Source organism: Leifsonia shinshuensis (genome assembly GCF_031456835.1).
Classification (GTDB): Bacteria; Actinomycetota; Actinomycetes; order Actinomycetales; family Microbacteriaceae; genus Leifsonia; species Leifsonia shinshuensis_C.
Genome location: NZ_JAVDVK010000001.1, coordinates 3,240,477 through 3,253,829, shown reverse-complemented (window position 1 = coordinate 3,253,829; position 13,353 = coordinate 3,240,477). Strand labels below are relative to the sequence as shown.

General features: G+C 65.0%; 12 protein-coding genes. 3 read left to right on the top strand and 9 right to left on the bottom strand.

Going from position 1 to position 13,353, the window contains the following annotated elements:
* Positions 1-206: 206 nt before the first annotated feature.
* Complete coding sequence (locus J2W45_RS15950; protein ID WP_310133800.1) at positions 207-992, top strand: FadR/GntR family transcriptional regulator; 786 nt, start codon at positions 207-209, stop codon at positions 990-992.
* A 208-nt stretch (positions 993-1,200) separates the two neighbouring features.
* Here J2W45_RS15950 and J2W45_RS15945 read toward each other — a convergent pair whose 3' ends face one another.
* The 5 genes from J2W45_RS15945 to J2W45_RS15925 form a co-directional block, all read right to left on the bottom strand.
* Positions 1,201-3,315 (bottom strand): beta-galactosidase, encoded by a 2,115-nt coding sequence (locus J2W45_RS15945; protein WP_310133799.1) that lies wholly within the window; start codon positions 3,313-3,315, stop codon positions 1,201-1,203.
* 145 nt (positions 3,316-3,460) lie between these two features.
* Positions 3,461-5,407: a right-handed parallel beta-helix repeat-containing protein gene (locus tag J2W45_RS15940; protein WP_310133798.1), complete on the bottom strand. Its 1,947-nt coding sequence runs from the start codon at positions 5,405-5,407 to the stop codon at positions 3,461-3,463.
* A 422-nt stretch (positions 5,408-5,829) separates the two neighbouring features.
* Positions 5,830-6,087, bottom strand: coding sequence for an FCD domain-containing protein (locus J2W45_RS15935; RefSeq protein WP_310133796.1), 258 nt, complete (start codon positions 6,085-6,087; stop codon positions 5,830-5,832).
* Positions 6,084-6,479 carry a FadR/GntR family transcriptional regulator gene (locus J2W45_RS15930; protein WP_310133793.1) on the bottom strand — a complete coding sequence of 132 codons (396 nt, stop codon included), beginning with the start codon at positions 6,477-6,479 and terminating at the stop codon, positions 6,084-6,086. The genes J2W45_RS15935 and J2W45_RS15930 overlap by 4 nt, the downstream gene beginning before the upstream one ends.
* A gap of 33 nt (positions 6,480-6,512) precedes the next feature.
* Complete coding sequence (locus J2W45_RS15925) at positions 6,513-7,610, bottom strand: mandelate racemase/muconate lactonizing enzyme family protein (RefSeq protein WP_310133789.1); 1,098 nt, start codon at positions 7,608-7,610, stop codon at positions 6,513-6,515.
* Between the two features lie 171 nt (positions 7,611-7,781).
* Here J2W45_RS15925 and J2W45_RS15920 point away from each other — a divergent pair, with 171 nt between their 5' ends.
* Together J2W45_RS15920 and J2W45_RS15915 are read left to right on the top strand one after the other, a co-directional pair.
* Positions 7,782-8,750 (top strand): aldo/keto reductase, encoded by a 969-nt coding sequence (locus tag J2W45_RS15920; protein ID WP_310133786.1) that lies wholly within the window; start codon positions 7,782-7,784, stop codon positions 8,748-8,750.
* Positions 8,747-9,625 (top strand): amidohydrolase family protein, encoded by an 879-nt coding sequence (locus tag J2W45_RS15915; RefSeq protein WP_310133785.1) that lies wholly within the window; start codon positions 8,747-8,749, stop codon positions 9,623-9,625. Before J2W45_RS15920 ends, J2W45_RS15915 begins: the two co-directional genes overlap by 4 nt.
* Positions 9,626-9,646: 21 nt before the next feature.
* Here the strand turns inward: J2W45_RS15915 and J2W45_RS15910 are convergent, their stop codons facing one another.
* The 4 genes from J2W45_RS15910 to J2W45_RS15895 form a co-directional block, all read right to left on the bottom strand.
* A complete protein-coding gene (locus J2W45_RS15910) occupies positions 9,647-9,955 on the bottom strand; it encodes an L-rhamnose mutarotase (protein WP_310135073.1) in 309 nt (102 codons plus the stop codon).
* 20 nt (positions 9,956-9,975) lie between these two features.
* Entirely contained in the window at positions 9,976-10,869 is an 894-nt protein-coding gene (locus J2W45_RS15905) for a carbohydrate ABC transporter permease (RefSeq protein WP_310133782.1), read from the bottom strand.
* Positions 10,870-10,876: 7 nt separating this feature from the next.
* Positions 10,877-11,719, bottom strand: a complete 843-nt coding sequence (locus J2W45_RS15900; RefSeq protein ID WP_310133779.1) for a carbohydrate ABC transporter permease — start codon at positions 11,717-11,719, stop codon at positions 10,877-10,879.
* Between the two features lie 131 nt (positions 11,720-11,850).
* Positions 11,851-13,164, bottom strand: coding sequence for an ABC transporter substrate-binding protein (locus tag J2W45_RS15895; RefSeq protein WP_310133776.1), 1,314 nt, complete (start codon positions 13,162-13,164; stop codon positions 11,851-11,853).
* Positions 13,165-13,353: the final 189 nt, after the last annotated feature.

The following is a 13,353-nucleotide window of genomic DNA, read 5'->3' as shown; positions in this document are numbered from 1 at the left end:
GTGAGGCATGACGCCCAATCATTAGGGCGGCCGACCACCCCCGGCTTCCGTGCGAAGCGGGAATCTTGGTACTGCCGATTGCCGCCCACACCCCGCAGGAGTCGGACGGCCACTAGTGCTAGCGTCGCCGCCGCGTGCCGGCTTGGCATCGACCACCCCATCGATCCGACTGTACGAGAGATAGACCCGACGGTAAGGTCATATGTATGGTGCTTGAACCGTCGCCCGCGTCGCAGCTCATTCCTTCGCGACTCCCGGCTGAGCGCCTCGGTGTCGCGGTCGTCGCCGAGTTGGTGGAACTCATCGTCACCGGGCAGCTCGAAGAAGGGGCTCTCCTTCCGCCGGAGGGCCCGCTCAGCGAACGATTCGGGGTGAGCCGCACCGTGCTGCGGGAATCGGTGAAGCGCCTGGAGGAGAAGGGCCTCGTGACCGTATCGCAAGGACGAGGCACCCAGGTGCGCGCTCCCGGATACTGGAACATGCTCGACCCCGTGGTGCTGTCGGCTCTCATCGATAACGACCAGAGCCTCGGTGTGCTCGACCAGCTGACCGTGGTGCGGGCCAGCCTGGAAGCCGCGATGGCCGGCTCCGTGGCCGCTCGGCACTCCCCCGAGGAGCTGCGACGTTTGGAGAATGCACTCACCGCGATGCGCGAGAGCGAGTCCGAGACCGATTCCTTCCGGCAGGCCGACGTCGTCTTCCACTTCGCCCTCATGGAGATCTCGATGAACCGGCTCGCCGAGAACATCGCCAAGCACCTCTACAAGCGCGCCGTCGAATCGAGCCGGTACCAGGGCATCAATCCCCCGGATGCGGTCTCGCGCACGCTGCAGGAGCACGCCGACATCGTCGACGCGATCGCGCGCGGCGACGTGACCGGCGCTGAGAAGGCCATGCACGACCACATCCACACCTCGTGGGAGCGGCGCCGCCTTCCCGACCACGCGCCTCGTACGCGAGCCGGGGCGGCGGCAGTTCAACCGACCGAGTAGATTCTCGGCGGTTGCGCCGCCGAGATCCGCCGCGCTCGAGGCAGGCCCGAAGCGAGCACGGGACACGTCGTCACCACATTCGGGTGGTGGCCCGGTTTCGGCCTGCGGCGCTCGCGCGCCGATACGCCCGCCGGGTGCCGACGCCGTCGAAAGGCGAGCTGTTCGCGCGGCCGGTTACCGGACTCCCTGTGTCGCGCGCCTCTCGCTTCTACTCTAGAAGGACGCGGACGTCCCATGGCCCCAGTTCGATCCGCGCATCGGCCTCCAGCGGCTCGGAGGAGAGGAGATCCGTGACACCGGTCGGCAACTGTATCGAGCGGGCCTCCCACGACCAGTTGTGCAGCACTCGCAGCCGACGCCCCGCGGCCGTTGTCGCTGAGGTCGCCGTGAGCGAACCGGTCGTCAGAGAGTTCCAAGCATCCCTGTCGGCCGGCACTGCCCACGACATCAGCGCACGCGCCAGTTCGGCATTGGGCACGGTACCGACGACGGTGACGCGCCCCAGCCCTGCCTCAGCGGTAGTGATCGCCGGGTACGGGCCGAACGCCGGATGCTGATACCGGGCCAGGATCTGGACCGAGTCGTCCGAGACGTGCAAGTAGTCGACCCACGCTGTGCCGGCGGAGGCGTCGGACAGGTCCAGTGCGCCGTCCGAGCCCGTCACGCGCACCGGGGTCGCCAGGTTGCTGAACTCCTGGTATCCGACACCGGCGATCCCGGCGAGTCGCGCCGGCTTGACGTCCGTGCGCGCTCGGGCTTCGGTGTCTGCATATCCGGTGCGCGGTCCGAGCACCAGGTGTCCGCCAGCCTCAGCGTAGTCGCGCAACCAGTCGAGCAGCGCGTCGCTGGCCACGTAGAGCGCCGGCGCCAGCAGGACGGGCAGCTCGGCCGCGACATCGGCCGGTTCGCGGAGCCGCGTGCCATCGCCCCGTTCGACCAGCTGGACGTCGTGGACGATTCGCACCGGCGCACCGGCCTCGAACGCTCCCCGATAGAAGGCGTTCACTATTCGCTGGTAGCTGCCGGGGTCCTCGGAGCCGTCGTCCCGGGCGAGTGCTGGCTGACCTTCGAGGCCCCACATCGACTCGTTGGACCACAACAAACCCACGGTGGCATCTGGCACCAGTCCGCTCAGGTGACCCTCGGCAGACTTGATCTCTGCACCCAGCGCGGCCAACTGCTCGTATACGCGCCCGGGCCGCTGGTCGTGCGGGAGGATTCCGACCCAGAACGTCTCGTGACCGAAGTGCAATGTGTGCCAGTGCCAATACTCGATCATTCGAGCGCCCCGCGCGATCATCGCCCAGGCCGCCTGCCGCCACTGGCCATCGAACGCGGGCGCGTTCATGGCCGGTCCACCGATCGCCCCGGCATTCGTCTCAGTGACCAGGAACCGCGCCTGCTTCGAGGAGTACATCCGGTCCGCGCTGTGGAAGATCGCCCAGGTCCCGCTCGTAGTCCAGCCGGGCGTGGGATGTTCGGTGGAGGAGAGAGCGAGACCCTCCTGCATCGAGTAGTACGGATTGCCCGCGGTGACATCCAGCGCTGCCGTCAGCTCGGGGTCCTGCACTCCTGGCCTGTCGTATGCGATGCAGGTGGTCACGAACTTCTCGCCGCCGGCGATCTCCCGGACGATCTCCGCCTGCCAGCCGATGAACTCGGTGACCAACCGGGCCTGGAACTTCCGCCAGGCGAGATCGTACTGGGGCTGGGCGTTGTTGTCCGGTCGCCAGAGATCCGCCCAGGTAGTGAGCCGATGCGACCAGTAGACCAGCCCCCACTCCCGGTTCAGGGTCTCCACGTCGCCGTAGGTGCGGCGCAGGTCGTCGACGAAGGCCTGGAACACACCCTCGTTGTACAGCAACTCGAGACCGGGTTCGTTGTCAACCTGGAACCCGATCACTGCAGGATGATCGTGGTAACGCCCGACGACGGCACGGATCACGCGCTCGGCGTGGAAGCGGTAGGCGGCGTGCGTCAGATCCACTTCTTGACGGGCCCCCCACCCGATGCGCTCTCCCGTGCGTCGCTCTCCGGCGATCTCGGGGTATTTGCGCGTCAACCACGGGGGTACGGCGTAGGTGGGTGTACCCAGCACGACGGAGATCCCTCGGGAACGGGCACCGTCCAGTACTGGCTGCAGCCAGTCGAGGTCGAACACTCCATCCTCTGGCTCCCAGGTGGACCAGGTGGACTCCCCCACCCGGATCACGGTGAACCCGGCTTCCTGCATGAGATCCAGGTCCTGGCCGAGCCGAGGGGAGGGCTGGTACTCGTGGTAGTACGCGGCACCGAAGAGCACGCGGTTGTCGATGTCTGTCAAGGCAATGAGGTCCTAATTCGGAGGGGTGGGTGAAGCGGGCGACGCTGAGGTGCCCCCGCGCCTGGACGTCGCGGGGGCACCTCGGTCGTGGTGGAGCGTCAGCTCGCGGTGAACGCGAGCGTCTTGGTGTCGCCGGCCGCGAGGGTCACTTTGTCACATCCGCCGGGCACCGCGGGTCGCCGCCGAAGTTGACGTTGAGATCCGTGCGGTACTTGGGGTCGACGCCCGCCGCGCAGATGACCTGCAACGCAGCGTCGGGCCAGTTGCTCCCGCTGACCTTCACGTTGTTGATCAACTGGTTATTGCGCTGAGCGGCGTTCGGCATCTGGGCACCGCCGGAGTTGTACCAGTTCTCCTTCAGCGTGTTGTCGTTCGTGCCGTTACCCGCGTCGTACGCGTTGGTGAACACCCACGTGTTCAGGCCGCTCAGGACGTTGTGCTGGGAGAGGATGTAGCGGCTACCCTCATCCAGATAGATGCCGACGCCGGAGACGTTGTACATGTAGTTGTTCTCGATCACCGTCCCCGGGCTCGCCGACAGGTTGTAGATGTTGCCCGAGTCGGCGAAGGAGGCCTTGATGTCGTGCACGAGGTTACCCGCGACCAGGTTGTCCTTCAGCGTCGTGGGCGTCTGGTAGAGCGGGTTGTACTTGTAGTACCCGCGGTTGAGGTACGTCTGCGAGCCACCCGCGTCGTTGATCCCCCAGCCGTAGCCGGTGTCGATCGCATAGGCGAGGTTCTCGACCTCGTTGTGGACGATCTGCGCCCGAGTCACGTAGGTGCTGAGAATGCCCGAGTTGTCCTTGTACTCCACGGCGACGTGGCTGATGGTGTTGTTGTCGATGAGGATGTCCTGGTTCGTCATCCGGGGGTCGCTGGGATGGTGCGCGTTCGCACGGATCCCGCCCACGAACAGGGCGTGGCCACCGACCTGAGTGAACACGTTGCCGGTCACGTCGATGTTGCTGGCGCCCAGCCCGATTCCGGTGAGCGTCGCGTTGTCATCGTTGCCGATGCCGAGACCCGACGACCCGAGGTTCCGGAAGGTGTTCCCCTCGAACGTGATGTGGTCGGCGGCGGACACCTGTACGGCGGAAGGCTCCTGGAACCAGGTGTTGCGCGTCCGTTCGTACTGCTCGCAGCCGCGGCTGCAGCTGGTGAAGGCGTCGGCTGGGCGGTAATCGTACGTGCCCTTGAGGTAGCCCCCGTTCTGCTGGCTGGCGTAACCGTCGGCCGAGGACGGGCCGAGCCAGGAGGTCCCAGTGAACGTCAGACCGCTGAACTCGAGGTGGGAGACGGGAGCGTCATAGGTGCCGCCGACGCTGACAAGGGCCTGCACCCGGGGGAGCTCGATGTCGAGGTCCTGCGGGTTAACGCCGTCTGCGGGCTTGTAGTAGAGCTTCCCCGCGTCGGGGTCGATGTACCACTCCCCCGCCTGGTCCAGGAAGCTGAGCGAGTTGTCCAGGTACCAATGCGGCTTGGCGAGCAGCGAGTACTGCGCCGTGTCCCAGCCCCACGTGTTGTTGTCCCAGGCGGGCTGGGCCATCGTGATCGTGTTGCCCGCGATGCTCTGCACCGGAGAGTAGCGGTCGGTGAAGTCGCCGAGCGACTCGAACTCGATCCGGTTCTGCTGCGGCAGGTTCGCCAGGTAGGCGAGTGCCGGGTTGTTGATCGTGATCCCCGTCGGGGTGAGCGTCAGGTCACTCAGCGCCACGCTGGTCGATGCCCGCGGAGCGTCGACGCCGTTGACGTAGAGCTGCCGGGTGTCGAGACCGACCGGCGTGTTCGTGACGTAGATGTTCGCGGCCTTGTCGTACTGCTGCCAGCCTGAGAGTTGGGTCGCTCCCGAGATCGTGGGGTGCGCACCCGCAGCAGCCGTCCAGCGTACGGTGTACCCGTTCTGGCCGCTGTCCTCCGCACGGAACGCGAGCGGGTGGTCGATGCGGTAGGTGCCGTCGGCGAGCACGACGGTGACATCGCCCTTCCCCTTCGCGGCGGTGTGTCGCACGACGTCCTGGACGTGCTCGATCGAGCACGGGAGCTGCACCTGGCACTCCCCTACGTCGCGACCGTCGGGCGACGCGTAGAACACGCTGTCTTTTTCCGGTGGTGCCGCTTGGGCGACCGTTGCGCCCAGGCCGCTCACGACCAGGGCTGCAGCGCCGGCAAATCCGGCAGCCGCTCGCCACCAGCCGTTCCTTCGAGCAGAGACTTTCCGCGTTTGTGACATCAATGTCATGGCTATTCGCTTCCGTGATGTTGAGGAGGGCTGCTTTGCCCCAGGACCCTAGGAAATCATACGTGTGACGTATGCGCAAGAGTCTTCGGCTGACGTGACAGTTAAGCAGCAGTCCGAGCAGCGCACCCGTCGCCCTCGAGCCGCCGACGCGTCGGCGTTCGCGCTGCGCCCTGCGAAGCAGCGGCTCTGGCGTGCGACGGAACCGGTTGTCGGCGGCTCCCAGTGCAACGAGGGGTCACCGAAGTTAACCGGCACGTGTCGCGGAAGGATCCGGCTCAGGGGGCCGCGGGATGGGCGCCGCGCCTGGTCGGCAGCCGACGGCGCCGCCAGGAGTCGATGATGTGAGCCTTCATGGCCGACTGCGCGGCCGCGGCGTCTCCGGCCTCGATCGCGTCGTACACCCGCCGGTGCTCCGAGAGCGTCAGCTCGTGGGCCTCTGCCGCCTGATTGGCAGAGAACCGTACCGTCTGCCGTGCATGCTCGAAAAGGATCCTCGTGATATTGGTCGCCAGGTGGTTGCCCGAGAGAGTCATGACGAGGAAGTGGAAGTCGACTTGGCCCCCTCGAGCGCGCCTCGGATCACCGCAATGTCATCGAGCACGCGGAGCGAATCGTCGTTCTCCAGCATGAGAGAAAGCACGGCCGGGTGGAGGATGTTCCACGAGGCGGGTGGCTGGACCGTCGTGCCTCGACCGGACTCCAGGGTGATTAGGCCCTTGTCCTCGATCCGCTTGACCGACTCGCGGATTACCGTTCGGCTCACACCGAACTGCTTCGCGAGACGCTCCTGAGAAGGCAGCGTGTCTCCAGGCGGAACCTCGCCGCTCACGATCGCGGTCAACAGGTCGTTGACGACTGCCACGCCGAGGTGGGCAGTGGGTGTCCGGGACGACGCGGGCTCCGCTTGCGGGGTGTCCCCGGTCATCACGCGCTCAACCTACCGGCGCTTCGGACCGCATCATGCGCGTTCCGCGCGATCGTCCTCCGCGACGAGGCGCAGCCCCGCCCGATTCGGACGCACGTGAGGCCCCGCTGGAACGAGCCAGCTCGCATCCCGTTGGCTCGCCACGATCCCCTCCTCGTCGATACTCACCCCGTGACCCGGCGCATCGCCCAGCACGATTCCCCCGTCCACGATCTCCTGATCGATCGTCATCCCAAACGGCGAGCCCAGATCCTGCACCTCGGTCACCAGGTGGTTCGGGACCGCGGTTGCGGCATGCGCGACCGCCTGATTGGAGGTCAGCCCCACGGGGCTGATCGGAAGGTCATGAGCATGAGCGAGGTGCGCAACCCGAAGGAAGTGCGTGACCCCCCAGACGCAGCCAACCTGCACGATGTCGACACCGCCGGCATCCAGCAAGGGGCGGAACTGCTCAAGTCCTGTCAAGTTCTCGCCCGTGGCGACCGCAGCTCTGACCGCATTGGACAACCGTGCGTGACCCGGAGCATCCCACCGTCGCAGCGGCTCCTCGACCCAGGTCAGATCCGTGCCGTTTTCGAGCGCCGTCACATATCGCACCGCCTGCTTGAGGTTCCAGGACTCGTTTGCGTCGAGCATGAGAGCGGGGTGACGCGTGTTCGATCGGAGTTCATCTCCGATGATCTGCAGCCGGCGCCGGTCGGCGTCGAGATCGCGGCCGCCTTTGAGTTTGGCGCTGGTGAACCCCAACTCGGCCATGGTCTTGTAGAAGGCGGCGAGCTTCTCGTCGTCCAAGGCGATGTCGAGCCCCGAGGCGTACCCGCTGACAAACCTGTCCCTGCCGCCCAGTACCCGCCAGAGCGGTTCCCCGGCGATCTTGGCCTTCAGATCCCACAGCGCCATGTCCAGCGCGCCGATCCCCCCGAAGGTCGCGCCCGCGTGCCCCGCCTTGAAAACGCGTGCCAGCATTCGATCGTACAGAGCCGTGACCGCGCGCGGATCTTCCCCTTCGAGTGCCGGGAACAGCCGGTCGATGTCCTGATTCGAGCCGGTACCGATTCCGGTGATGCCTGCGTCCGTCTCCAGAATCACGATAGGCACTTCGGTGAGCCCGCTGTCGATGTATCCGTTCACGTCACCGATAGGACGTCCCCAGTCGCGGTATGTGCGGATGCATCGGTAACCAGTGATCTTCATTATCGCCCTTGACTTCCCTTGCCCTAAACTAAAAAGAGCATACATCACATGTTCAATCTGCCCAGTGCGGAATGAATCACGCAGCGGGCGAGCCCCAGAGGAGCATCCATGAAGTCTCGACGAATCGACCGCGGCCTTTCCCTGACAGAGGTCGGCTTTGGTGCCGCGCAGCTCGGCAACTTTAGTCGGGCTGTCTCGGACGAGGACGCTCGCGCGGCTGTAGACGCCGCGTGGGATGCCGGTATCCGGTATTTCGACACCGCGCCGCACTACGGTCTGGGTCTGTCCGAGAGGCGTCTCGGCGCCGCGCTTCGTTCGCGTGACCGTGACACTTATGTGCTCTCCACTAAGGTCGGACGCCTGCTCGAGCCCAATCCGGCGGGAGCGAACAGCCTGGACGACGACGGCTTCCTCGTCCCAGCGCTGACGAAGCGCGTGTGGGACTTCTCGCGCGACGGTGTCCTGCGCTCCATCGAGGACAGCCTCGATCGTCTGGGGCTCGACCGCATCGACATCGCGTACCTGCATGACCCGGACGATCACTGGCAGGCCGCGTCGACGACGGGGATCTCAGCGCTCATCGAGCTTCGCGACCAGGGCGTCATCGGCGCGATCGGAGCGGGTATGAACCAAGCGGCGATGCTGGCGGAATTCATCCGACGCTGCGACGTCGACGTCATGATGGTCGCCGGCAGATACACACTTCTCGACCAGTCGGCGGCGGACAAGCTGCTGCCACTCGCGGAGGAGCGCGACGTCGCGCTCGTCGCCGCGGCGGTCTACAACTCCGGTCTGCTCAGCACGGACCGACCTGCCGATGGTGGGCGTTTCGATTATCGAGAGGCTGACGAGCAGACCCTCGCCCGTGCACGGCGGATCGCCGATCTGTGCGATCTGCACGGCGTCACGCTGCCCGCTGCCGCGATTGCCTTTCCTCTGCTGCAGCCGCAGGTCGCGTCGATCGTCGTCGGCATGCGCAGCGCCGCTCAGGTCTCCTCCACGCTCGAGCGCTACCGTGCGCAAATACCGGCGGCGTTGTGGCAGGAGCTGCGTGACCAGGGGGTTCTGCGCGCATGAACCGCATCGTCGACGCCCACCACCACATCTGGGACCTCACGGCAGCCCACTATCCGTGGCTCGGCCCGGAAGCGGGGCCCCTCTATCGCTCTTTCGAGCTCGACGAGACCGCTGGGGCGAGGCAGAGCCACGGAATCGACGCCGTCATTCTCGTGCAGGCGGCGGACAATGACGAGGACACGGCGCATCTGCTCTCGGCGGCCCGCGCGAAGCCCGATGTTGCGGGGGTCGTCGCGTGGACGCCTCTCGACGATGGCGAAGGCACGCGCAGACGCCTGAGCGAGTGGGCGCACCAGGATGCTCCTGTGGTCGGCATCCGGAGTCTGCTCCACGAACGCCAGGACACCCGATGGATTCTGAGTCCGGCTGTCGAAAAAGGGGTCCGAGCGATCGCCGACGCGGGAGTGCCGCTGGATTACGTGACCGCCGACCACAACGCGCTCGCCCACCTGCCGGAACTGACGGCACGGCATCCCGATCTCGTCGTCGTCGTCGACCACTTGGGCAAGCCGCCCATCGGCGGGGACCGGGAGTCGTTCGCTGACTGGCGACGCTTGTTGCTCGCCGCGGCGCGCTCCCCACGTGTGCACGCCAAGCTCTCGGGTCTCTACCCCGCCGATGGCCCACTGGACAGCTGGCAGGTGAAGGACATCCGTCCGTTCGTCGACACGGCGATCGAGATCCTCGGCCCGTCCCGCCTTCTGATGGGGAGCGACTGGCCGATCTCGGAACTGGCGGGAGGGTATGAGCGCACATGGGATGCGCTGGCCTCGACAGTCGCGTCCCTGAGCGAAAGCGAGAGACGCGATGTGATGGGCGGCACGGCCGATCGGGTCTATGGACGCCGGGGCGCCGAGCGAGGCTCCCTCGACTGAAGCCAGCGGATCGCCGGGCGATCAGTCGAGGTGCCATGCTTCCTCGAGCGGCTGCCAGTTCGGCACGTCCGTGTCCGCCGTGAACGGCAGTTGGCACGGTGCAGTGCGCGCCCACCACTCCTGTAGCACGGGATCGGCCGCCATCCGACGCTGATCCGCGTCAAAGTCCTCGCCGATGTACTCGTAGTAGCCGAAGAGCACATCTTCGATCGCGTAGATCGAGAAGTTCCTGATGTTGCCCTGCCTGGTCATGGCCTCCACGCCCGGCCAGACATCGCGATGCAGAGCGAGATACTCCTCGCGCTTGTCCGGTCGCATGCGGCACACCATCGCATAGCGTTGCATCCGCGTCAGCCCTTCGTTCCGCCGGCAGTCATTCCGGAGACAAGGAATCGCTGCGAGAACAGGAAGATGATCAACACCGGTGCCACCGAGATGATCGTCGCCAGGGCGAGTGTCGGCACCTCGATGTTCACCGTTCCGGCGGAGGTGGGATTGAACAGTGGAACGTTGGAGATCAGCTCGGCGAGTCCCACCTGAATCGGCGCATTCGTGCCGGGCACCATCACGAAGGGCAGGAAGTAGTTGTTCCAGTTGCCGACGAAGTTGAAGAACCCGACCAGGGCGATGACCGGGGTGGCCAGGGGCATTGCGACTCGCCAGAACACCCGGAACTCACTGGCCCCGTCGATGCGGGCGGCATCCAGAAGGTCTCGGGAGATGCTGGTGGAGAAGTAGATGTAGGTGAGGTAGACCCCGAACGGGAAGAATGAGAACGGCAGGATGACCGACAGCGGGTTGCCGATCAGCCGCACGGCGCTCAGCTCGAGGAAGATCGGCAGCACCAGGGCGGTGTTGGGAATGAGCATCACAACCAACGTCGTGACCAGGAGCGTACGACGGAGGCGAAAGTCCGTCAGCGCAAGGGCGTAGCCCACCGGGATGCTGACGACGAGCGTGAGGACGAGCGCCGCTCCAGAGTAGAAGGCGGCGTTTCCCAACCAAGTCCAGACGATGCCGTCCTGGAACGCGGACAGGCTCTGCCAGTTCTTGACGACCGTGCCGATACTCCCGAACATGAACGGGTTCTGGGTCAGCAGCTGCAAAGGTGTTTTCGTGGGCGCCAGCAGAAGCCAGATCAACGGCAACACAAAGAACACCACGAAAACTAGCGCAACGACGATCGCAAGAGCGCGTCCGAGCCAGCCGCGCGGCGACCTCGCCGTTCGGCGATCGCGGGTCAATACGGCATTATTCGCGCTCAAAGAGGCCTCCACGGAAGACGAAGTATGCGGCCAGTCCGACAGCGACCACGAGAAGGATGAGGGAGATCGCCGCAGAGCCGTTGAAGTCGTTCTGCCGGAACGCGTACACGTAGGCGAGCTGGTTCAGTGAATAGTCGCCGGGCACAACGCCCTTGCTGGCTTGAGAGAGGATGGCGGGCTCGACGAAAAGCTGCGTTCCCGCCGCGAGCGTCATGATGCCCATGTACGAGATCCATTTACGCAGCAGTGGCAGTTGGATATACCAGGCGGTCTTCACCGGACCGGCGCCATCGACGCGCGCCGCCTCCATCACTTCCTGACTGATGTTGTTGAGCGCTCCGTACATGATGACGATCCACCCCCCGGCGCCGGTCCAGAAGGAGATGATCGTGAAGATGACCGGAAGATTCTCGAGCGAGACGGTCTGGACGAAGCTGTTCAGGCCGAGAGCGTGCAGGATTCCGGCGGCCGGGCTGACGGTGGGGTCGAGGAGGAACAGCCACAGAATCACGCTGGACGCGCCGGCCAGCGCGCCAGGGATGTAGTACACGAACCGGGTCGACATCGACAGCCACCGAGCGCCGAACGCGTGGACGATCAGTGCGAGGAGGACGACGAAGATCGTCTGGAAGATCAACCAGATCACCAGGTACACCGCGACGTGCTGCACGGCGGGCCAGAATCGGTAGTCGTTGAACACCCTCACGAAGTTGTCGAGGCCGACGAAGCCGTTTTGGCGGGTGAACGCCAGGAAGATGGCGTACAGCGTAGGGAGCAGGCCGAACAGGAGCAGCAGGATGCCGTATCCTGCGCTGAACGTGTAACCCATTCGCGCCTGTGCGCGGTTCGGGTTCTTGCGTCTGGTGCGCGGCTCCCGCCGCCGACCATTCAGCTGGTCGACGGCGGGAGCCTTCACAGTAGAGGTAGCGATGAGCTTCTTCTTTCAGTGATGGACGATCGTTACTTGGAGACGGTGTAACCCTGGACCTGCGCCTCGTTCTTCATCTCCTGCTCCCACTGGGGCGCGACCGACTTGATCGTGTGACCGGCAGCGATCGCGGGCAGGACGACCTTCGAGTACCCGGTCTCGGCGCTGAAGCTCGGGTAGCCCCAGCCGCTCCAGACCTGGCCTGCGGCTTGCACCACCGTGTTCTGGAAGTCTCCGACGAAGTATCCGCCAGTGGCCTGTTTCGCGATCCACTTCTTAGCCGCGGCGGCGTAGGCGGGGTAGCCGCCTGCCAGCTTCACCTGGTAGTCGTCCGAACTCGTGACGAACTCCATCAGGGTCTTGACCGCTTTGAGGTTCTTCGTGTGGCTGGATGCGAACCACGTGCCGCCGCCCACGTTGCCGGTTCCGATCTTCTCGCCCTGCCAGTGCAGGGGCGTGCCAGCGCCGATCTGACCGGCGGGAACGTTGAGGCTGTCGGGGTTCTGGAAGAGGGCGCCGGTGAACCAGACCGGTCCCGGCATGCCGAGCGCCTTACCCTTGTACTTCTGCACGAAGTCCGAGCTGAACACGCTGTCCTTGGTCAGAGTGCCGTTCGCAATCATGTGGTCGAGCATTTCAGTCATCTTCGTCGAGTTCTTAGCCGAGACGTCGCTGTTGAAAGTGTTGCCCTTGACTTGGAAGACGGGAGCCTGTGCACCCCAGTAGTAGACGTCCATTCCGACGAACGCGTCACCCACCGAGCCGAGGATGTAACCCGGGTGCTCGGCAGCGAGCTTGTCGCTCAGCTGCTCATATTCCTCCCACGTCGTCGGGATCTTGTAACCGAACTGATCGAACAGCGCCTTGTTGTACCAGAACACCGACTGGGCCAGATCGTTGCGCAGACCGTAAACGGTTCCGTTGACGGTGAGCGGGTCGAGCGCTCCCGGCGCGAAGCCGTCCAGGAAGTCCTTATCGAACCACCCCTTGTTCAGGGGGGCCGCGAAGGCCTGAACGCCGTTGTTCTCCTTGGAGGCCCACGACGCGTCGTTGTTCTGCGTGGAGAAGACGACGTCAGGCCACCCTGAGCCGGCCTGGTCGAAGAGCGAGATCTTGGTCTGGAAGCTGTTCGAGCCGCTGGCGTTCCCGTCGTACGTCTGGACATTGAGCTTGATGTCAGGATACTTCGCCTCGAAGGCTTTGATCGCCGGTTCGCGGGATGCATCCACCCACACGGTTATTGGGCTGTCCTTGACCTGCTTGGCGGGGGTGAATCCGAACTCGGAGCTGTTTCCGCCGCCGGACGGCGTGCACCCGGAGAGGGCGACGAGCGCAGCGGCAGCCACCGCAACGGCGATTGTTCGGGCGAATCGGGGGAAGCGACGTTGCTGTGAAGCCATTTCGGGTCCTTGTCTGGTCGACGACTTTGACGACGAGCCGCGCTCCGCGGCCCACCACGTCATTAGATCATACATGTGACCTATGCACAACGAGCGTCTCCCGCCCTGCCGAACACGGTGCTAGTCTCATATGAC

Excerpts from the sequence above, each read along its gene's own strand:
- J2W45_RS15935 (WP_310133796.1), bottom strand. The coding sequence starts at position 6,087 with ATGACTCTCTCGGGCAACCACCTGGCGACCAATATCACGAGGATCCTT.
- J2W45_RS15920 (WP_310133786.1), top strand. The coding sequence starts at position 7,782 with ATGAAGTCTCGACGAATCGACCGCGGCCTTTCCCTGACAGAGGTCGGC.
- J2W45_RS15950 (WP_310133800.1), top strand. The coding sequence starts at position 207 with ATGGTGCTTGAACCGTCGCCCGCGTCGCAGCTCATTCCTTCGCGACTC.
- J2W45_RS15910 (WP_310135073.1), bottom strand. The coding sequence starts at position 9,955 with ATGGTGTGCCGCATGCGACCGGACAAGCGCGAGGAGTATCTCGCTCTG.
- J2W45_RS15915 (WP_310133785.1), top strand. The coding sequence starts at position 8,747 with ATGAACCGCATCGTCGACGCCCACCACCACATCTGGGACCTCACGGCA.
- J2W45_RS15900 (WP_310133779.1), bottom strand. The coding sequence starts at position 11,719 with ATGGGTTACACGTTCAGCGCAGGATACGGCATCCTGCTGCTCCTGTTC.
- J2W45_RS15930 (WP_310133793.1), bottom strand. The coding sequence starts at position 6,479 with ATGACCGGGGACACCCCGCAAGCGGAGCCCGCGTCGTCCCGGACACCC.